The organism is Pseudomonas syringae group sp. J248-6, assembly GCF_032586995.1.
In the GTDB taxonomy this organism is placed as follows: domain Bacteria; phylum Pseudomonadota; class Gammaproteobacteria; order Pseudomonadales; family Pseudomonadaceae; genus Aquipseudomonas; species Aquipseudomonas amygdali.
On sequence record NZ_JAWHOP010000003.1, the window covers coordinates 51,657 to 72,405 of the forward strand.

General features: G+C 59.7%; 17 protein-coding genes and 1 pseudogene. 11 read left to right on the forward strand and 7 right to left on the reverse strand.

Features of this window, described 5'->3' with window-relative positions:
- Positions 1–367: 367 nt before the first annotated feature.
- On the reverse strand, positions 368–1,747 hold the full coding sequence (locus tag RYC17_RS04550) for an MFS transporter (RefSeq protein WP_316902588.1): 1,380 nt from the start codon (positions 1,745–1,747) through the stop codon (positions 368–370).
- Between the two features lie 232 nt (positions 1,748–1,979).
- Between RYC17_RS04550 and RYC17_RS04555 the strand changes: the two genes are divergently transcribed.
- A complete protein-coding gene (locus RYC17_RS04555; protein ID WP_316902589.1) occupies positions 1,980–4,271 on the forward strand; it encodes a putative bifunctional diguanylate cyclase/phosphodiesterase in 2,292 nt (763 codons plus the stop codon).
- 114 nt (positions 4,272–4,385) lie between these two features.
- Here the strand turns inward: RYC17_RS04555 and RYC17_RS04560 are convergent, their stop codons facing one another.
- The gene (locus tag RYC17_RS04560; protein WP_122280411.1) at positions 4,386–4,691 is read right to left on the reverse strand and encodes a DUF2288 domain-containing protein; all 306 of its coding nucleotides are present in this window, start codon (positions 4,689–4,691) and stop codon (positions 4,386–4,388) included.
- Here RYC17_RS04560 and RYC17_RS04565 point away from each other — a divergent pair.
- From RYC17_RS04565 to RYC17_RS04600, 8 genes and pseudogenes are all read left to right on the forward strand, one after another.
- A pseudogene (locus RYC17_RS04565) lies at positions 4,690–4,944 on the forward strand (hypothetical protein); the annotation flags it as partial. The gene RYC17_RS04560 and the pseudogene RYC17_RS04565 sit on opposite strands and share 2 nt — an antisense overlap.
- A gap of 73 nt (positions 4,945–5,017) precedes the next feature.
- Complete coding sequence (locus tag RYC17_RS04570; protein WP_046835228.1) at positions 5,018–6,142, forward strand: branched-chain amino acid ABC transporter substrate-binding protein; 1,125 nt, start codon at positions 5,018–5,020, stop codon at positions 6,140–6,142.
- Between the two features lie 227 nt (positions 6,143–6,369).
- Positions 6,370–7,293 carry a high-affinity branched-chain amino acid ABC transporter permease LivH gene (gene livH, locus RYC17_RS04575; protein WP_002554804.1) on the forward strand — a complete coding sequence of 308 codons (924 nt, stop codon included), beginning with the start codon at positions 6,370–6,372 and terminating at the stop codon, positions 7,291–7,293.
- Positions 7,290–8,555, forward strand: coding sequence for a high-affinity branched-chain amino acid ABC transporter permease LivM (locus RYC17_RS04580; protein ID WP_002554805.1), 1,266 nt, complete (start codon positions 7,290–7,292; stop codon positions 8,553–8,555). Before livH ends, RYC17_RS04580 begins: the two co-directional genes overlap by 4 nt.
- The gene (gene livG / locus RYC17_RS04585) at positions 8,552–9,319 is read left to right on the forward strand and encodes a high-affinity branched-chain amino acid ABC transporter ATP-binding protein LivG (protein WP_002554806.1); all 768 of its coding nucleotides are present in this window, start codon (positions 8,552–8,554) and stop codon (positions 9,317–9,319) included. Before RYC17_RS04580 ends, livG begins: the two co-directional genes overlap by 4 nt.
- On the forward strand, positions 9,320–10,021 hold the full coding sequence (locus RYC17_RS04590; RefSeq protein WP_002554807.1) for an ABC transporter ATP-binding protein: 702 nt from the start codon (positions 9,320–9,322) through the stop codon (positions 10,019–10,021).
- Between the two features lie 182 nt (positions 10,022–10,203).
- Positions 10,204–10,884: a COG3650 family protein gene (locus tag RYC17_RS04595; protein WP_002554808.1), complete on the forward strand. Its 681-nt coding sequence runs from the start codon at positions 10,204–10,206 to the stop codon at positions 10,882–10,884.
- A 96-nt stretch (positions 10,885–10,980) separates the two neighbouring features.
- On the forward strand, positions 10,981–12,594 hold the full coding sequence (locus RYC17_RS04600; protein WP_002554809.1) for an NAD(P)/FAD-dependent oxidoreductase: 1,614 nt from the start codon (positions 10,981–10,983) through the stop codon (positions 12,592–12,594).
- Between the two features lie 195 nt (positions 12,595–12,789).
- Here the strand turns inward: RYC17_RS04600 and RYC17_RS04605 are convergent, their stop codons facing one another.
- From RYC17_RS04605 to dinG, 5 genes are all read right to left on the reverse strand, one after another.
- Positions 12,790–13,254: a glycine zipper 2TM domain-containing protein gene (locus RYC17_RS04605; RefSeq protein ID WP_004657512.1), complete on the reverse strand. Its 465-nt coding sequence runs from the start codon at positions 13,252–13,254 to the stop codon at positions 12,790–12,792.
- 147 nt (positions 13,255–13,401) lie between these two features.
- Positions 13,402–14,049 (reverse strand): pyridoxamine 5'-phosphate oxidase, encoded by a 648-nt coding sequence (gene pdxH / locus RYC17_RS04610; RefSeq protein WP_058402138.1) that lies wholly within the window; start codon positions 14,047–14,049, stop codon positions 13,402–13,404.
- A gap of 296 nt (positions 14,050–14,345) precedes the next feature.
- The gene (locus tag RYC17_RS04615) at positions 14,346–15,479 is read right to left on the reverse strand and encodes an OmpA family protein (protein ID WP_219169952.1); all 1,134 of its coding nucleotides are present in this window, start codon (positions 15,477–15,479) and stop codon (positions 14,346–14,348) included.
- A 153-nt stretch (positions 15,480–15,632) separates the two neighbouring features.
- Positions 15,633–16,781: a serine hydrolase domain-containing protein gene (locus RYC17_RS04620; RefSeq protein ID WP_058402136.1), complete on the reverse strand. Its 1,149-nt coding sequence runs from the start codon at positions 16,779–16,781 to the stop codon at positions 15,633–15,635.
- 111 nt (positions 16,782–16,892) lie between these two features.
- The gene (gene dinG / locus RYC17_RS04625) at positions 16,893–19,037 is read right to left on the reverse strand and encodes an ATP-dependent DNA helicase DinG (RefSeq protein WP_002554813.1); all 2,145 of its coding nucleotides are present in this window, start codon (positions 19,035–19,037) and stop codon (positions 16,893–16,895) included.
- 107 nt (positions 19,038–19,144) lie between these two features.
- Between dinG and RYC17_RS04630 the strand changes: the two genes are divergently transcribed.
- The gene (locus RYC17_RS04630) at positions 19,145–19,609 is read left to right on the forward strand and encodes a CopD family protein (RefSeq protein ID WP_058402135.1); all 465 of its coding nucleotides are present in this window, start codon (positions 19,145–19,147) and stop codon (positions 19,607–19,609) included.
- A gap of 228 nt (positions 19,610–19,837) precedes the next feature.
- Positions 19,838–20,746, forward strand: a complete 909-nt coding sequence (locus RYC17_RS04635) for a nucleoside-specific channel-forming protein Tsx (RefSeq protein ID WP_369812041.1) — start codon at positions 19,838–19,840, stop codon at positions 20,744–20,746.
- The last annotated feature ends 3 nt before the right edge of the window (positions 20,747–20,749 follow it).

Consider the following 20,749-nt stretch of genomic DNA (forward strand, 5'->3'; position numbering starts at 1 on the left):
ACGTTCTGCGTCCGATCTTGCGTTTGCGGCGTGGCGCAGATTTGTGACGCAGAGCGTCACGCACGGCATTCCCACGCAGGAGCGTGCGGAACGATGACCTTAACTATCGTGCGACGCTCCGCAGATTTGTGACGCGGAGCGTCACGCACGGCATTCCCACGCGGAGCGTGCGGAACGATAACCTCAACTATCGTGCGACGCTCCGCGTCGCATGCCTTTCTGGACGCTCCGCGTCCGATCTTGCGTTTGCGGCGCGGCGCAGATTTGTGACGCAGAGCGTCACGCACGGCATTCCCACGCTGGAGCGTGCGGAACGATAACCTCAACTATCGTGCGTCGCTCCGCGTACGGTCTTGCATCAGCGTAATCACTGCCTGGCCACGACAATCCCCTGCGCCAGCTCTTCCACCGGCTCGTCAGCCGCCATCCTCGCCCTCATCCGTTCGGCATCGCGGCTGAAACAGCGCGAAGCCTGGTACAGGAACAGCAAGGTCAGAAACAGCGCTGCCGGGATCAGGTACATGGCATCGTGCAAACCGATGGCCTTGAAGCTTTCGCTCATCATTCCGACACCCGCAACGCCCATCGCTGCATGGGCAAAGTGATCAGACAGCAAACCGACCACCACCGGCCCCAGCCCTCCACCCAGCAAATAAAGCCCGGCAAAGAACAGCGCCATGGCCGTGGCCCGCAGGCGCGGTTCGATCACGTCCTGAATAGCGGTATAGACGCATGTGTAGAAGTTGTAGGCGAACAGCCAGCCCAGACTGAACACACCCACGAACACGCCGATCCCGATCTGCCCTGCATGCAGCGCATAGCCTGTGGCCAGAGCGGCGATCAACATGCTGATGGTCGCAAACAACAGCCGTCCATTGGAAAAGCGCTGATGCAGTTTGTCGGCTATCCAGCCCCCAAGCGTCAGACCGATCAGCCCGGTGACGCCGACGATAACCCCGGTCGCCACCGCAGCTTCCTGCAAGGGCAGCAGAAAGTAGCGCTGCAACATCGGCACCATGAATGAATTGCAGGCATAGGTCGCAAAGTTGAAGGTCAGACCGCCCAGCACCAGCCAGCGAAAGGTCGGAATCGACAGCACACGGCGGATCGGCTTCTCAATCTTCGCCTCTGACATCCGCACGCTTTCAGCCGCGCCGCGCTTGGGCTCCTTGATGAAAAAGATGAACACAGCCAGCAACAGACCGGGAACCGCAGCGATAAAGAAAGGTGCCCGCCAGCTGTCAAACGCCTTGACCATAGCGCCGATGGTAAAGAACGCCAGTAGCAGACCCAACGGCAGACCCAGCATGAAAAGCCCCATGGCCCGCGCACGCCGATGGGCTGGAAACAGATCACCGATCAGCGAGTTGGCAGCAGGCGCGTAGCTGGCCTCACCTATGCCGACGCCCATGCGCACCAGCAGGAAGGTCCAGAAACTTCCCACCATGCCATTGACCGCCGTCAACCCGCTCCAGACCGCCAGACCACAGCCCATGAGTTTCTTGCGCGACCCGTTATCGGCCATGCGCCCCAATGGCAGACCGGCGACAGCGTAGACCAGCGTGAACGCAGTCCCCAGCAGCCCCAGTTGAAAGTCGCTCAAATGCCATTCCAGACGAATGGGCTCGACGATGATCGCCGGGATAGTGCGATCAAAGAAGTTGAACAGATTGGCCAGAAAAAGCAGGAACAACACTCGCCAGGCATTGGCAGCCTGAGTAGCGTTTTCAGCCTGGAGCGCGTTCATAAGGCATCCATCCCTTGACTCTCAGTCACTTCAATCTAGAAGCAGAAGCGCTATCTGTCTGTAAACATTCGTAACTGCACATGGGACATGATGGCCTTTTATAACTATTCGTTATTGAGTCAATATCAAAATGGCAGCTCGTAGAGGTGGCAGGTTGTAAACAGCTTCTATACTCAGCTCAAACCGCCAGGTCCTGAGGCTTGGCGCTCTTGTAGTGAGAATAGGGCGTGCTATGGAGTGGCTGGGTTTGAACGTATTCGCTGGCCTCCCAGCGGACGGGCAATTATTGATCGACTGCAGTCATAACCTGTTTCTGGTAGCGCTGGCTTACGGTGTGGCCTGCGCTGCATGCTTTGCCACGCTGGATATTGCCGACCGTGTCATCCAGGTCGACGCCATCAAGAGCCGTCGCCTGTGGAAAGCGCTGGGTGCGTTATGCCTGGCGGGCGGCGTGTGGGCGATGCACTTCATCAGCATGCTGGCGTTTCAGGCCCCGCTGAAAATATCTTACGACCTGACGGTTACTCTGGCTTCCCTGCTGATCGTGCTGGTCACCGCACTGGTGGCCATGAGAGCCCTGACCATCCCCGAGCTGACGCTGAAGCGCTGTCTGATCAGTTCGCTGGTCATGGGCACAGGTATCAGTGTCATGCACTACCTGGGCATGTCGGCGATGCGCTCCGCTGCCACGCAGTACTACGAACCGCGGATGTTCGCGCTGTCGATCCTCGTCGCGGTGCTTTCCAGTATTGCGCTACTGACACTGTCCCGACACCTGCGTCAGTACAACGGTATGTTTCATCAGATGTTCCGCTACGGGGTGAGTCTTCTGCTGGGTGCGGGTTTGCTGACCATGCACTTGATGGGCATGAGGGCACTGCGACTGGTCATGCCCGAAGGCGCTGCACTGCACATCCCCGGCACTGAAAACAGCCAGCAGCTAGGGCTTACCATTGCCGTCATCACACTGCTTATCATCGCCGGCAGCATCAGCGCGGCAATGGCTGACAAGAAACTGCAAGGCAAGGAACATGACCTGCAGCGCGTCAACGCGCTGCTCAGCCAGCTGGATCAGGCCCGCGTATCGCTTCAGCAGGTGGCCCATTACGACCCTTTGACCAACCTGATCAACCGCCGGGGCTTTAATCAGATATTTGCCGAAAAGCTGCAGGAGCACACCTACAACAACGGCATGCTTGCGGTAATGTTTCTGGACATCGACCATTTCAAGCGCATAAACGACAGTCTGGGCCATGACGCCGGTGACGAACTGCTCAAGGTGATCGCCGAACGCATCCGCAGCGCCACCCGTGTTCAAGACGTGGTCTCCCGTTTCGGGGGCGATGAATTCTGCATCCTGCTGAGCATCCCGGACTACGAAGAGGCACGGCACCTGGCCTATCGGGTCATGCAAAAAATGAAGGAAACCATCGCGCTGGCAGGAAGGCGCATGGTCATGACGACCAGTATCGGTATCGCCGTGTTCCCGCGTGACGGTTCGACCTGTGATGAACTGCTCAAACACGCAGACCTCGCGCTTTACCAGTCCAAGGGCAACGGACGCAACAGGGTCAATTTCTTCAGCCCCGCGCTCAAGACCAGGGCCAGCCTGGAACTGCATCTGGAGGAGGAACTGCGCAATGCCCTGCGCGAAGAGACTGGCCTGCAGGTCTACTATCAGCCTATCGTCGACATGCGTACCGGCCACGTTGCCAAGCTGGAAGCACTGGTGCGCTGGAATCACCCGCAACACGGTCTGTTGGCTCCCGGGCGCTTCATCGGCATTGCCGAGGCCAACGGTCTGATCGCCGAGCTGGATAACTGGGTGCTGCGCCGCGCCTGTCACGACCTGCGCACACTGCGTCAGGAAGGGCTGGAACAGCTGATCATCACGGTCAACTGCTCGGCACTCACGCTGGGCCGCGACGAACTGGTCGAAGAGGTCGAGCAGGCACTGGCCGACGCCGACGTTGCACCTGGCCGACTGGAACTGGAGGTGACCGAAAATGCGTTGATGGGCAATATCAGCAACACCATCCTGATGCTCAAGCACATTCGCAGCCTGGGGGTCTCGCTGTCGATTGACGACTTCGGCACCGGCTACTCATCGCTTGCCTATCTTAAGCGGCTGCCACTCGACACGCTGAAGATCGACCGATCATTCATCATTGATATTCCCCAGTCCCCACAGGATATGGAGATCGTCCAGGCGATTATCGTCATGGCTCATACCCTGCACCTGAAAGTCGTCACGGAAGGCGTGGAAACCCCGGCTCAACTGGAGTTTCTCAGCCAGTTCGGCAGTGATTATGTACAAGGTTACCTGTTCAGCAAGCCACAACCACTGGAGCGAATCCTGCCCCTTGCCAGGCAGATGAACGAGCGCGAACCGACTACCCGTTGGTCTGCCCTGCCACCACCGCACATGCACGGCCCGGACGTTGATGTTTCAGAACCTGACGACGTGTTCGCCGACCAGCCCGACAATGACGAATTTGCCATTCACAGGCCCATCCGCACCTGACGCCCGGCTTCACAGTCGCTGGTCGGCAGGTGTGGTTTTACGCTACGCCGACGTCGGCACAGTTACCTTCCAACTCACTCCGACAAATCGCAACGCACCAAAATAGTACGCAAATCAATTCTGCGCTCTGTTTTGAATCAGAACCCAAGGTGCCACTACTACAGCCCAGAGCGCAGGATCGGTCTCCACCAGCTCAAGCGCCTTGCTTTCCGAGACCTTGCCAACCTGCCCTTCAGCCAGCCATGCAGACACCCGTGCTGCATCATTTTCGGCCACTGCCTCGGCGACTTCGATCAAATCCAGGGGCAGTTCGACCCACAACAGGGCACCCTTGGCAAAGAATGGTTGCAATTCAGTCCAGGTGATTGATGCGGTTTCGCCAAGCAGTTTGGCATAGAGGGTGCTAGGTTCTTGCGTCATGGGTTTCACCAGAAAGAAAATCGGCGCAATGATAGCGCCGACTTTCCCACCGGCAAGCCCAGAAGCAGGTGATTTATCGCAGGGACGTGCAGATAACCTTATGGATCTGAAGCGATTTCAGGCACTCCGGCGGTTTGATTCTGTAACTTTCTTTCGATTAAGCGACACGCATCGGTTTGTCCCCAAACGCCCGGCTTTCCAAGCCAACGAGCGGCACTCTAAACTGTTCCGGTACAGTTGGCGGCGTGGGAAAACCGGTGATCGAATCCGGTCCTGGAGCCTTGGCCATCAGGATTATAAAAACTACAACGCAAGAGTGGAGCATCATGACTAAGGGTACCAATAAGCTTTCAAGGCTGTTTGCCGCACTGGTTATGGCGGGGGTTGCCAGCCATTCGTTCGCAGCTGACACCATCAAGATCGGCATCGCCGGCCCCAAGACCGGCCCGGTTGCCGAATACGGCACCATGCAGTTCAACGGCGCCAAAATGGCCATCGAGCAGATCAACGCCAAAGGCGGCGTGGATGGCAAAAAGCTTGAAGCCGTCGAATACGATGACGCCTGCGATCCGAAACAGGCCGTTGCGGTCGCTAACAAGGTGGTCAACGACGGCGTGAAATACGTGGTCGGTCACCTGTGCTCCAGCTCCGCCCAGCCAGCGTCCGACGTTTACGAAGACGAAGGCATCATCATGGTGACCCCGGCTGCCACCAGCCCGGAAATCACCGCACGCGGCTACAAACTGGTATTCCGCACCATCGGTCTCGACAGCGCCCAGGGCCCGGCCGCAGGCAACTACATTGCCGACGTCGCCAAGCCGAAAATCGTTGCTGTGATTCACGACAAGCAGCAGTACGGCGAAGGTATCGCGACAGCAGTCAAGCAGACGCTGGAGAAAAAAGGCGTCAAGGTTGCTCTGTTCGAAGGTATCAACGCGGGTGACAAGGACTTCTCGTCGCTGATCGCCAAGCTCAAGCAAGCCAACGTCGACTTCGTCTACTACGGCGGCTACCACCCGGAGCTGGGTCAGATCCTGCGCCAGTCCAAGGAAAAAGGCCTGAACGCGAAGTTCATGGGACCTGAAGGCGTGGGCAACGATTCCATCTCGCAGATCGCCGGCGATGCTTCGGAAGGCCTGCTGGTCACCCTGCCAAAATCCTTCGACCAGGACCCGGCCAACCAGGCGCTGACCGAAGCCTTCAAGGCCAAGAAACAAGACCCGAGCGGCCCGTTCGTTTACCCGTCCTACTCCGCCGTTCAGGTCATTGCTGATGGCATCGCCGCCGCCAAGTCCGAAGACACCGCCAAGGTGGCTGCTGCCATCCATGCTGGCACCTTCAAGACCCCGATGGGCGAGCTGAGCTACGACGACAAAGGCGATCTGAAGAACTTCCAGTTCGTGGTTTACGAGTGGCACTTCGGCAAACCCAAGACCGAAGCCGCCAAATAAGCTGCTTGCGTTAACCCTCAAAGCCCACTGCCAGCGCAGTGGGCTTTGTTTTACGAATCCAGGCCCGTACGCACATTTCGGCGACCCGAACTGCATGCACGAGGCCCCCTGAAAATCTTAAAACCGTCAACAGCGGTTCCCTGACAGCGCGACAGGCTACGCATCGACAGAATGCCACCCCGGCGCAGGTCAGAGAAATGCAGATCAGGTTTTTAGGAGCGCGGTAAATGCCCGAGTTATTCCACTACATGCAGCAGCTGGTCAATGGCCTGACCATTGGCAGTACGTATGCATTGATCGCCATCGGCTACACGATGGTGTACGGCATCATCGGAATGATCAACTTCGCCCATGGCGAGGTGTACATGATCGGTTCCTATGTAGCTTTCATGGCACTCGCCGGTCTGGCGATGCTGGGTATTCACAGCCTGCCGTTGCTGATGATTGCCGGTTTCGCCGCAGCCATCGTCGTAACCAGTGCCTACGGATACAGCATCGAGCGTGTGGCCTACCGTCCGTTGCGCAACAGCAACCGTCTGATTCCACTGATTTCTGCAATCGGCATGTCGATCTTCCTGCAGAACTCGGTTCAGCTTTCCCAGGGCTCCGGCAACTTCGCCATCCCCAACCTGCTGCCCGGCAGCCTGTCGTTCGGGCCCGGTGGCGCTCAGGAAGTGCTGATCTCCTACATGCAGATCGTGGTCTTTGTCGTCACCCTGCTGGCCATGACCGGCCTGACCCTGTTCATCTCCCGCTCACGCATGGGCCGTGCCTGCCGTGCCTGTGCCGAGGACATGAAAATGGCCAACCTGCTGGGGATCAACACCAACAACATCATTGCCCTGACCTTCGTGGTCGGTGCTGCACTGGCTGCCGTCGCGGCGATGCTGCTGAGCATGCAGTACGGCGTGATCAACCCGAGCGCCGGCTTTCTGGTCGGCCTAAAAGCGTTCACTGCTGCCGTACTGGGCGGTATCGGTTCGATCCCGGGCGCTGTGCTCGGTGGCCTGGTACTGGGCGTCGCCGAAGCCTTCGGTGCCGATATTTTTGGTGATCAGTACAAGGACGTCGTGGCCTTCGGCCTGCTGGTTCTGGTACTGCTGTTCCGACCGACCGGCATCCTGGGTCGTCCGGAGGTTGAGAAAGTATGAGCAAGTCTTTCAAACAGGCGCTGTTCAGCGCCGCACTGGTCTGGGCCGTGGCCTACCCGGTGTTCGGCCTGAAACTGGCCTTTTCCGGCGTCACCCTGCAAGTGCAGAACGCCAGCCCGCTGACCCTGACCATCATTGCCTTCTGTTCGGTCATGCTGTTCTTGCGCGTACTGTTCGCAGAACAGATCGGCAGCATGCGCCGCGGTACCGAAAAGCCGTTGATCTCGCAGAAGACCAGCGATTTCCTGACCCAGCCGAAAACCCAACGCTGGGGCCTGGCCGCATTGATCGTGCTGGCGTTCATCTGGCCATTCTTCGGGTCGCGCGGTGCGGTGGACATCGCCACGCTGATCCTGATCTACGTCATGCTCGGCCTGGGCCTGAACATCGTGGTCGGTCTGGCCGGTCTGCTGGACCTGGGCTATGTCGGTTTCTATGCAGTCGGTGCCTACAGCTACGCCTTGCTGTCCCACTACTATGGGCTCGGCTTCTGGATCTGCCTGCCGATTGCGGGCCTGATGGCGGCGCTGTTCGGGTTCTTGCTGGGGTTCCCGGTGCTACGCCTGCGCGGTGACTATCTGGCCATCGTGACACTGGGGTTCGGCGAGATCATCCGCATCTTCCTGCGCAACCTCACCGAGCTGACCGGTGGCCCGAACGGCATCAGCAATATCGACAAGCCGACCTTCTTCGGCCTGACGTTCGAGCGCAAGGCTGCCGAGGGCATGCAGACCTTCCACGAGTTCTTCGGCCTGCCTTACAACTCGATCAACAAGGTCGTCTTCCTTTACCTGATCGCCCTGCTGCTGGCGCTGGCGGCGTTGTTCGTCATCAATCGCCTGCTGCGCATGCCGATCGGACGGGCCTGGGAGGCGCTGCGTGAAGACGAAATCGCCTGTCGTGCGCTGGGGCTGAACCCGACCGTGATCAAGCTCTCGGCCTTCACCCTTGGCGCTGCGTTCGCCGGTTTCGCAGGCAGCTTCTTTGCCGCACGTCAGGGTCTGATCACCCCGGAATCGTTCACCTTCATCGAGTCGGCAATCATCCTCGCCATCGTCGTGCTCGGCGGCATGGGCTCGCAGCTGGGCGTGATCCTGGCCGCCATCGTGATGATTCTGCTGCCTGAACTGATGCGTGAGTTCAGCGACTACCGCATGTTGATGTTCGGCGCGCTGATGGTGCTGATGATGATCTGGCGTCCTCAAGGCTTCCTGCCCATGCAACGGCCTGAAATGAAATTGAAAACGGAGCTGCCGAAATGAGCCGCCCATTACTGCAAGCCACCGGCTTGAGCATGCGTTTTGGCGGCCTGCTGGCGGTCAATGGCGTTGCCCTCACCGTCAATCAAGGGCAGGTCGTGTCGATGATCGGCCCCAACGGCGCGGGCAAGACCACCGTCTTCAATTGCCTGACCGGTTTCTACCGGCCAAGCGCAGGCACTATTCTGCTGGACGGCGAGCCCATTCAAGGCCTGGCCGGTCACCAGATTGCTCGCAAGGGCGTGGTGCGTACGTTCCAGAACGTGCGCCTGTTCAAGGAAATGACCGCTGTAGAGAACCTGCTGGTTGCCCAGCATCGGCACTTGAATACCAACTTCCTCGCCGGATTGTTCAAAACCCCGGCGTTTCGCCGCAGCGAACGCGAAGCCATGGACTACGCCGAGCACTGGCTGGAAGCCGTCAACCTCAAGGAATTCGCTAACCGCCCTGCCGGTACGCTGGCCTACGGTCAGCAACGCCGTCTGGAAATCGCCCGCTGCATGATGACGCGCCCGCGCATTCTGATGCTCGACGAACCGGCAGCCGGGCTGAACCCCAGAGAAACCGACGACCTGAAAGCCCTGATCGGCGTGTTGCGCAGCGAGCACAACGCTACGGTCTTGTTGATCGAGCACGACATGAAACTGGTGATGAGCATTTCCGACCACATTGTGGTGATCAATCAGGGCACGCCTCTGGCAGACGGTACGCCGGAACAGATTCGTGACAATCCTGACGTGATCAAAGCCTATCTGGGGGAAGCGTAAATGCTGCAGTTCGAAAACGTTTCCACTTTCTACGGCAAGATCCAGGCGCTGCACAGCGTCAACGTTGAAGTACGTCAGGGCGAAATCGTCACCCTGATCGGCGCCAACGGCGCAGGCAAGTCCACGCTGCTGATGACCCTGTGCGGCTCACCACGCGCGCACAGCGGCAGTATTCGCTACATGGGCGAAGAACTGGTCGGGCTGGAGTCGTCGATCATCATGCGCAAGAGCATTGCCGTGGTGCCGGAAGGCCGTCGCGTGTTCGCGCGCCTGACCGTTGAAGAGAACCTGGCGATGGGCGGTTTCTTCACGGAAAAGGCTGATTATCAGGAGCAGATGGACAAGGTCCTGCAGCTCTTCCCGCGTCTCAAGGAACGCTTCAATCAGCGCGGCGGCACCATGTCCGGTGGCGAACAGCAGATGCTGGCCATCGGTCGTGCGTTGATGAGCAAGCCCAAGCTGCTGTTGCTCGACGAGCCTTCGCTGGGCTTGGCTCCGATCATCATCCAGCAGATTTTCGAGATCGTTGAACAGTTGCGTCGCGATGGTGTGACGGTGTTTCTGGTCGAACAGAACGCCAATCAGGCGCTGAAAGTCGCCGACCGCGCTTATGTACTGGAAAACGGTCGTGTGGTCATGCAAGGCACCGGCGAAGAACTGCTGGTCGATCCGAAAGTGCGGGATGCGTATCTGGGCGGGTAAGCGCTGCGAAGCGCATTAACGTTCAGAACCAGGATGGGCCACGATGATTCTCATTACCACGCTCTGCGTGGTAATGCCTTTCGTGACGCTCCGCGTCACACTGCGGCGCAGGTCTGGCCGTTCCCCCTTGTGATGCACCTCCAGTCTGAGTAACGTGGCGACACTTGTCTGGAGACCACACCATGTTTGCTGCCCGTTCCGTCCTCGTATTTGCCCTTCTGCCACTGTTCGCCGGGTGCCAACTGCTCGGCAAACAGACCGAGGAACCCAAGGTTTCCACGGCAGGCATGCTTCGTATGCAGGGCGACCTGACGGGCAGCAATGGCCAGTTGCTGTTCAAACCGTGCAACGAGCAGCGGCGCTATGTGGTCAAGGATCGCGGCAATACCGGCATCTTGCAGGAAGCTGCTTCACTGGCAGACAGCAAGGGCACGGTATTCGCCGATCTGCGCGGTAACTTTGCTGCGAGCAAAGCGGCCAACAGCGATGGTCAGCTGGACCTGCATCAGCTGTACCGCGTCGAGCGTCCCGGCCAGGCCTGTGAAGACGCCAATTTCAAACGTCTGACCTTGCACGTCAATGGCAATAAACCCGCCTGGAACGTCAACGTCAGTGGCAAGGGCATGGTGCTGGAGCGCGAAGGTCTTGCACCGCTTGCCTTGCCTTACGTGGAAGAGAAACTGCCCGACGGCAGCTTCAGCGTCAGCAGCGAAGCCAACAACCAGCGCATCGAGATCTGGGTGGCGCCACAACGCTGCGTTGACAGCGTGAATGGCTCGGTACAACACCTGACGGCCGAACTGCGTATCAACGGCCAGGCCCAGCGTGGCTGCGGTTATTATGGCGGTTCGCGCGACGAGTGATCAGGCAGGCTCGCCGCAAAAGGGGTTCAGCGCTTATAATCGCCGGTCTTGTAGTGCTGTCGGGCTGAACCTGCGGCCCGAAAACTGGACCCCTTAATGTTACGAATCACCGAACTCAAGCTGCCGATCGATCACCCGGAAGAAGACCTGCGCGTTGCACTCCTGCAGCGCCTGGGCATCGACAGCAGCGAACTGCTGGACTTTACCCTCTTCAAACGCAGTTACGACGCGCGCAAAAAGTCATCCGAGCTGTGCTTCATCTACACCATCGACTTTCAGGTCAGTGATGAACAGGCACTGCTGCGCAAACTGGGCGATGACCGCCACGTCGGCCCTGCACCTGATGTCAGCTATAAAGTGGTTGGTCATGCTCCCGAGGGGCTGACAGAGCGCCCGATCGTCGTGGGCTTCGGGCCCTGCGGTATCTTTGCCGGCCTGCTGCTGGCGCAGATGGGCTTCAAGCCGATCATCCTTGAGCGTGGTACCGAGGTGCGCCAGCGCACCAAGGATACCTGGGCGCTGTGGCGCAAAAACGTGCTCAACCCCGAGTCCAACGTGCAGTTCGGTGAAGGCGGTGCCGGGACCTTTTCTGACGGCAAGCTTTACAGCCAGATCAAGGACCCGAAGTTTATTGGCCGCAAGGTGCTGCACGAGTTCGTGAAAGCCGGTGCGCCGGAAGAAATCCTCTACGTCAGCAAGCCGCATATCGGCACGTTCCGCCTGACCGGCGTGGTCGAGAACATGCGCCATCAGATAGAAGCGCTGGGCGGCGAAGTGCGCTTTCAGCAGCGCGTGACCGACCTGATGATCGAGGACGGCCAATTGCTGGGCGTCCAGCTCGACAGTGGCGAGCAGATCGAATCCCGGCACGTCATTCTGGCGCTGGGCCACAGTGCCCGCGACACCTTCCGCATGCTGCATGGCCGTGGCGTGTTCATGGAAGCCAAGCCGTTTTCGGTGGGTTTCCGTATCGAGCACCCGCAGTCGCTGATCGACCGCGCGCGACTGGGCAAATATGCCGGTCACCCGAAGCTCGGCGCAGCTGACTACAAACTGGTGCACCACGCCAGCAACGGTCGCTCGGTCTACAGTTTCTGCATGTGCCCTGGTGGCACGGTCGTGGCAGCCACATCAGAGCCCGGCCGAGTGGTCACCAATGGCATGAGCCAGTATTCGCGCAACGAGCGTAATGCCAACTCGGGCATTGTGGTCGGTATTTCTCCGGAACAGGATTTCCCCGGCAGCCCGCTGGCCGGTATCGAGTTGCAGGAACGCCTGGAGTCTCATGCGTATCTGCTCGGCGGCAGCAGTTATGAAGCGCCGGCGCAACTGGTCGGCGACTTTATCGCTGGCAGGGCCTCGACAGCACTGGGCAGCGTTGAGCCGTCATACAAGCCGGGCGTGAAACTGGTGGACCTGGCCGACGCCCTGCCCGCCTTTGCCATTGAAGCCATTCGTGAAGCATTGCCTGCGTTCGACAAGCAGATCAAAGGCTTCTCGCTGCACGATGCGGTGCTGACCGGCATCGAAACCCGTACCTCGGCCCCGCTGCGCATTACCCGCGGACCGACCCTGCAAAGCCTGAACACCAAAGGCCTTTACCCGGCCGGTGAAGGCGCTGGCTATGCGGGCGGGATTCTCTCGGCTGGCGTGGACGGCATTCGGGTTGCCGAAGCGCTGGTGCGCGACATGCTGGGGATCGAGGGCTGACCTCAGAATGACCATCGTTATACATAAGTCTTGTGGGAGCGAGCTTGCTCGCGAAGAGGCCGCGACACCCCCAGGAAATAGGGCGTTCGATACATCGTCTTCGTGAGCATTGGCACGACATTCACGTCCATTCACGTCTGGCAATAAAAAACCCCGAGCATTGCGGCTCGGGGTTTTGCTGTGCGGTGTTACAGATCAGTGGGTGACGCGGCTTGTGCCGTTGACACTCATGATGCGTACGCGCTCGCCGACCCGGAAAATCTCGTTTTCCTGAACCTGCTGCACATAGGCACGCATGCTGCCGTCATCTTCACGCACGGTGATTTCAACACCCTGCGTACGGGTCAGGCCTTCTTCGGTCGCTGAACCCAGCAGACCACCGGCCACCGCGCCGATTACCGCAGCCACGATGCTGCCGCGGCCGCCACCGATAGCGCTGCCACCTACGCCGCCGACGACCGCACCCGCAGCCCCGCCAATCGGCGTCTTGGTGCCTTCGATTTTAACCGGACGCAAGGATTCGATAGTGCCCATGCGGACGGTCTGTACGGTCCTGGCCTCATCGCGGGAATAGGAATCACCGGTCAGGTTCGAGGCACAGCCGCCCAGCATCAATGCCATGGCAGTGAACGAAGCAACCAGAAGAGCAGACTTGCGCATAAGGGAATCTCCAGAGGAATCAGTGGCCATTAGACTACCTGACAAAGGTGCTGTCACGGCCCCGATCCTGCAATTTAAGTTCATTCAGGCGGCATACAGCGGCCCACCTGCATAACGCTCAGACGATGCGCCGGGCGAATAATTCAATCAGGGCGCAAGGCGCTCGCGCGTCCACCTGCCGTCTACCGAACGATAGTTCAAACGGTCGTGAAGTCGACTGGAGCGACCCTGCCAAAACTCGATTCGCTCAGGCAAAAGGCGGTAGCCCCCCCAGTGCTCGGGGCAGTGTGGCTGGGTCTCTGCGAAGCGTTGTTCCGTCTGTCTGATCAAACCTTCCAGCTCGTCACGATCTGCGATCACGCGACTTTGTGGTGAGGCCCATGCCCCCAGACGGCTGCCCAGAGGACGCACCTGGTAATAAGCATCGGATTCCTGCGCGCTGACTTTCTCGACCCGACCTTCGATACGAACCTGACGCTCCAGCGTCGGCCAGAAAAAGGTCATGGCCGCGAATGGACGTGCAGCCAGTTGCTGGCCCTTGGCGCTTTCGTAGTTGGTGAAGAACGTGAAGCCCTGCGTGTCCAGCCCCTTGAGCAGCAAGACACGACAATGCGGACGTCCTTGCTCATCGACCGTCGCCAGGGTCATGGCATTGGCCTCGACCGGCGGCTGCTCGGTTTTTACAGCGTCGTCAAACCAGGTATGGAAGAGCGCGAAGGGCTCGTCCGGTGATTGCGCTTCGGTCAACCCGTCGCGGGTGTAATCACGGCGCATGTCGGCCAGGGTCTGAGTCATGGTTTCATTCCTGCGCAGATATCATGAACGTTAGCTAACTCTCGTTACGAGGCTCAGCGCTCGCCGTTATCACACATTCGTTTTTGATTCTGGCCGAAGGCCGTGGGAGCGAACTTGTTCGCGAAGACGGTGATTCAGACGATACGTTTCGGAGACTGTACCGACCTTTTCGCGAACAAGTTCGCTCCCACGCCCTCCGGGCAGAAGCCTGAAAGCCTTGTTTTTCAGGCTATTCAGGACTTGTGCACAACGCAAAGCGCGGAGCGTGGAGACGAAAGTCGTGAGGTAACCAGGCCTCAGTTACTGGCCTGGCTGTCATCTTTCTTGGCGGGCGCCTTGGCCGGGGCCTTGGTCGCTGCTGGTTTTTTAGCTGCTGCGGTGGTCTTGGCAGGCGCAGCCTTTTTGGCAGTGCTGGCCTTGGCCGGCGCTTTCTTGGCAGTGTCTTTCTTCGCCACGGCGGCTTTCTTGGCAGGCGCGGCAGCAGGTGCTGGCGCTACTGGCTTGACGTCCTGGGTGGCAACCATGACTGGAGCAACCGGCGGCAGCGCATAACGGGCCATCAGCGCGCGCATGGTGTCCTGCGGCGTCATGAGGATTTCGACACGACGGTTGAGTGCACGGCCTTGCAGGCTGTCGTTGGCGGCACGTGGCATCACCGCACCCATCCCGCGCTGGCTCAGACGGTTACGCTCCAGGCCACTGAGACGGAAAATCGCGGCAACAGACTGCGCGCGTTCCTGACTGATCTTCTGGTTGGCTTCGGTAGGACCCGACGTGTCGGCATGACCGAGAATCAGCACGGCAGTTTTCTGATCGCCTTCGACCACCTTGGCCAGACGGGTGATCGGACCCAGCGTGTTGGGCAGCAGCATCGCAGGACGGTCGGGGTTGAACGAGCTGTCGACCGGTGCAGTGATTGCCAGCAGGTCTTCGCGACGCTCCAACTGGAACGGGCTGTCCTTGATTGCAGCGCGCAGACGCGGCTCGTACTCATCCAGCCAGGCCTGGGTCACTTTCGGATCAGGCATCGGCAGCGCTTTAGGCTCGTCCTTCTTGCCCTCGCTACCGAACGGCCACCACCATTTGCTATCGGTTTCCGACTTGGCTACCAGGGCAGGCGCAGCTGGCTTGTCGGCCACGGCATCAGGTTTGGCCTGCGCGTTATCTTTCGAGCCGAACGGCCAGTACCAAGGCGCGCTGTTTTCAGCGCCAGCCGCAGGTGCTGCCGGTGTTGCAGCGGCCTTGGCGACCGGAGCAGGTACCGGGCTCGGTGCCGGAGCCTTTGCAGCAGCGCCTGCATCAGCAGACTCGCTGCCTGAACCGAACTGCCACCAATGGCCTCCGGTTGCAGCAGAGTCGGATTGAGGGGTTTGAGCACAGCCGGTCACAGCGATGCACAGGGCGAGAACGAGGCTTTTATTAGACGACATGGATAACCCGCAACGGTTTTGATCAGACAGAAGGACGTGACTACGCCGGTATAACATGCATAAAGATGCAGTTGGAAAAAGAAACCGTCGTACGGTTCCTGTTACAGCCATTTAACTGACAGTCGGTATGAAACAAGCACTTACGGCCGATACTTACTGCAAACACTCACGCAGGATCCCGACCAGTTTTTGCGCACGCGGGTCCATCAGAATGTACGGGCCCAGGGTGTTGGTAACGAAGCCAAAGGCGACCTCGTAATCAGGATCGGCGAACCCGACCGAACCGCCTGCCCCGGGATGGCCAAACGCCTTGGGGCCAAGACCATAGGTCGCGTTGGCAACGGTCGGCTGGTCAAGCATGCAGCCCAGACCCAGACGGGTCGAGGTCAGCAGAGTCTTGTCCTGACCGAGGCTGTGCTCACGGGTCAGCTCGTTGAGCATGTCTGCTTCAAGCAGGCTGCCATCCAGCAAACCGTTGTAGAAACCGGCAAGACTGCGCGCATTGCCGTGGCCGTTGGCCGCCGGTTGCTGCATGCGGCGCCATTCGGGTTTGTTGGTGCTGGTCATGATCGACGGCGGATTAGTGAACGCCTTGGCAGTGATGGAGGCTGGCTCGCGCATCGTCGCTTGCAGTACGCGCTGAGCGGCATCGTCACCGGTGTTGCCCTTGCCTCGAGCGATATGGGCAACACGATGAAACTGGTCATCCGCCAGGCCCACATGAAAATCCAGCCCCAGCGGGCGAGAAATGCGCGCGGCTATGGATTCCCCAGGGCCTCGACCGTCGGCCCGACGCAGCACCTCGCCCACCAGCCAGCCATAGGTGATCGCCGCATAACCGTGGCCCTGCCCCGGCGTCCACCAAGGTTCTTCGGCCGCCAGCGCCGCCGTCATGGTGTCCCACTCGTAAAGCGCTTCGGCAGGCAGTTGCTCGCGCAGCGCAGGCAAACCGGCCTGATGGCAGAGCAGTTGACGCAAAGTGATCGATGCCTTGCCAGCCGCGGCGAATTCGGGCCAGAGCCTGGCCACGGGTTCGTCCAGCTTCAACTTGCCCTCTTCGACCAGTTGCAGAACCGCCACGCTGGTGAAGGTCTTGGTGCAGGAGAACAGGTTGAGAATAGTGTCGGTGTGCCAAGCCTCGGCACCGTCCTTGTCGGCAGTGCCCGCCCACAGATCGATGACGGTCTGGCCGCCGACCTGAATGCACAAGGCAGCTCCACGCTCCTGAGGATCGTCAAAAAGCGCCGCAAAGGCTTCACGTACCGCTTCGAATTGAAGTTCGTAATGACCCTGGATCTGCAACGGCTGACTCCTGACTGACGGTACTGGGCCTGATGACAGGCCGAATGGGCGCATATTGTTCCAGCGATCGGGCGCTTTGGGAACAGACCCGAGTCAACCGACAGCTGTTATTCAGGAAATCTCGCGGCGAAACGGCGGCAATGCATTGAGAATCGCCTTGCCATAACGCTGGGTGACGACGCGTCGGTCCAGCAGCGTGATGGTGCCGCGGTCTTCTTCGGTACGCAGCAGGCGGCCGCAGGCCTGAACCAGACGCAACGACGCATCGGGTACGGCGATTTCCATGAACGGGTTGCCACCACGCGCTTCGATCCACTCGGCCAGCGCAGCCTCGACCGGGTCGTCGGGCACCGCGAACGGAATCTTGGCGATGACCACGTGCTCGCAGTACGCACCGGGCAAGTCCACACCCTCGGCGAAGCTGGCCAGTCCGAACAGTACGCTGGACTCGCCGCTGTCGACCCGCGCCTTGTGCTTGTTGAGGGTTTCCTGCTTGGACAGGTTGCCCTGGATGAACACCTGCTTGCGCCAGTCACGGTCCAGGCCGTCGAAAACGTCCTGCATCTGCTTGCGCGACGAATACAGCACCAGCGTGCCTCGCGAACCTTCCACCAGCCCGGGCAGATCGCGAATGATCGCTGCGGTATGGGCCACCGAGTCACGCGGGTCGGCCTTGAGGTCCGGCACGCGCAGCACACCAGCGTCGGCGTGATGGAACGGGCTTGGCACCACGGCGGTAACCGCCCCTTTGGGCAGGCCGGCACGCATGCGGTAACGATCAAACTTGCCCAGCGCGGTCAGGGTCGCTGAAGTCACCAGCGCCCCGTAGGCGATGTTCCACAAGTTGCGACGCAGCATTTCAGCCGCCAGGATCGGGCTGGCATTGACCTCGATGTCGAACATTGCACCGCTGTCGGCCAGGGTCAGCCAGCGCGCCATGGGCGGGCTGTCTTCCGGATCTTCGGCGGTGAAGGCTGTCCACAATTCCCAGTTGCCATGTGCGCGGGCCAGCAGGCTGCCGAACAGCGGATACCATTCTTCGGCCTGATGGCTGGCGATGCCGATGTTGACCTCACCGTCCATGCCTTCCTTGAGCAGCTCGGTCAGGCGTGTAAACAGATCATCCAGGCGCGCAAAGCCCTTCTTGAGCTCGATGCCCATCTCGCGGATGTGCTCGGGAATCACGCCGCCGACAAAGCGGTGACGGGGCCGCTCGCGGCCCTGCATGTCTTCACCGGCGCGGAAGTCCGCCAGTTGCTCGCAGGCCCCGAACATGAACTGCTGATGCCCCTTGATCTCACGGGCCAACTCCGGCACCTGCTCAATCAGCTTGCCCAGATCGCCGGGCAGTGGGTGTTGGGCCAGCAGCTTGGCGAGGTTCTTGGCTGTCTGTTCAAGCCAGTCAGCGGTGGACTTCAGTCGGGTGTAATGAGCGAAGTGGCCGATGGCCTTGTCAGGCAGGTGATGGCCTTCGTCGAACACGTACAGCGTGTCACGCGGGTCGGGCAGCACGGCGCCGCCGCCCAGCGCGAGGTCCGCCAGCACCATGTCATGGTTGGTGACAATCACGTCAACCTTGCCCATGCCTTCGCGCGCCTTATAGAAAGCGCACTGCTGAAAGTTCGGGCAATGCCGGTTGGTGCACTGGCTGTGATCGGTGGTCAGCCGCGCCCAGTCCTGATCGGCGAGTTCCTGTGGCCAGCTGTCGCGATCGCCGTCCCACTTGTTGCCCGCCAGCTTCTGCAGCATGCTGGTGAACAGCTTCTGACTGGCTTCATCGACCTCGATCTTGAAGCCTTCTTCCTCAAACAGCTGCGCGGTCGCGTTGGTCGCGTCGCTCTCCTGCAGCAACGCGTCGAGTTTCGACAGGCACATGTAACGGCCGCGGCCCTTGGCAAGCGCGAAGGTAAAATTCAGACCGCTGTTGCGCATCAGGTCCGGCAGGTCCTTGTAGACGATCTGCTCCTGCAAGGCGACGGTCGCGGTGGCGATTACCAGCCGCTTGCCTGCCGCCTTGGCGGTGGGGATCGACGCAATGGCATACGCCACGGTCTTGCCGGTGCCCGTCCCGGCCTCGACGGCCACTACCGCAGGATCGCCCGAACGACGGCCCTCTTCATCGGTGTCAATGTCCCCCAGCACCTTGGCAACTTCAGCGATCATCAATCGCTGGCCATAGCGTGGCTTGAGGCTCTTGGCTTCGAGGAAACGCGAGTAAGCGCCCTGGATCTGGGTTTTGAGTTCGGTACTGATCATTGGCTTCGGTTCGGGGGCACGGCTAAAAAGGCTGGATAAATTTTCAGTAGTTCTGAGTGGGCGCTATCATAGCGCGCTAAATCCATCCGCGCAGAACGGAGTGTCCGATGACCGCTTTTTCTACTGTCTATACGCTGCATCTGCTGGCTGCCCTGGTGTGGGTTGGCGGGATGTTTTTCGCCTGGATGGTCTTGCGTCCAGCAGTCATTGCAGCACTTGAAGGCCCTTCTCGCTTGAAAGTGTGGGTCCAGGTGTTTCCACGCTTCTTCGTCTGGGTCTGGGCAGCCGTGGTGCTGCTGCCGATTACCGGCATCGGCATGATCCAGCTGAACTTCACCGGCTTTGAAACTGCGCCGCGCTATGTGCAGATCATGATGGGCCTGTACGTGGTGATGGTTGCGCTGTTCCTGCGTATCCATTCATTGCAGTTGCCGGAGTTGCGTCGCGCCGTGGACGCCGAACAATGGGCCGAAGGCGTAGCAGCACTCGGTCACATTCGCCGGCTGGTCGGAATCAACCTGATTATCGGCCTGGCAGTGGTGATATTGGCAGCCGCCCGTCCGGGCCTTTGAGGCAAAACGGAACATCGCGGGGCACTGGCGGTGACACCGCGCACAGCTTGCGGGCAGTTTCCTGCCCGATCGGTCATCTTCTGTGCCTGATATCCAAGCCATTCAACATCTTGAAACACTTTGGCATGGGCTGTGCAAACGTTTGCGATCAGCAGTACGCGCCCACGAAAAGGAGTTTCAATGCCACAGCCGCCATTCACTCGATCCGCAACGCCCTCAAGATTCCTCATGCCTCTGTTGTTCGCCGCCGCTGCGGCGTTGCCATGCACCAGCGTCCTGGCACAGCCCGCTGCCGAAGACTCGGCTCAAGGCGAAGCACTCAGCCCGCCCGCCTCGCCCAAGGAAGGCAAAGGCGCGTACTTTTCAGACTGGTTCAACCAGGACCTGACGCTGATCGGCAGCAAGGACATCAGCTTCGGCCCCAAGCCCAACGATGACATTTATCTGGAGTATGAGTACTTCGGCCGCAAGGGGCCGTTTGAGCTCTATGGCTATGTCGACGTACCGAAGATTCTCGGCATCGGCAATGATAATGACAAAGGCGTCTGGGATCATGGCTCGCCATTGTTCATGGAGCATGAGCCACGTATCTCCATCGACTATCTGGCCGGGCGCAGTCTGGCCGTCGGGCCGTTCAAGGAATGGTACGTCGCCTTTGACTGGATCTACGACCACGGCAGCAACTCGGCCAACCGTGCAAACACCCTGTACAGCGGCCTTGGCACTGACATCGACACCCACTCGCGGGTCAATCTGTCGGCCAACTTCTATGGCCGCTACCAGTGGGAGAACTACGGTGCCAGCAACGAATATTCGTGGGATGGCTATCGCGCCCAGCTCAAATACATCGTACCGATCAGCAAATTCGACAACGGCGCTTCGCTGACGTACATCGGCTTCACCAACTTCGATTTCGGTTCGGACCTCAAGAACGATCCGGCACGCACTGGCAACTCCACAGTCGCCACCAACGTGCTGCTTTACGCCTTCACGCACCTGCGCTTCACCCTGGTGGGTCGTTACTTCCACAACGGCGGCAACTGGCAGGACGGCAGCGAGCTGAACTTCGGCGAAGGCAACTTCCGCGCGCGCTCCGACGGCTGGGGATATTACGCAGGCGTGGGTTACCAGTTCTAAAAC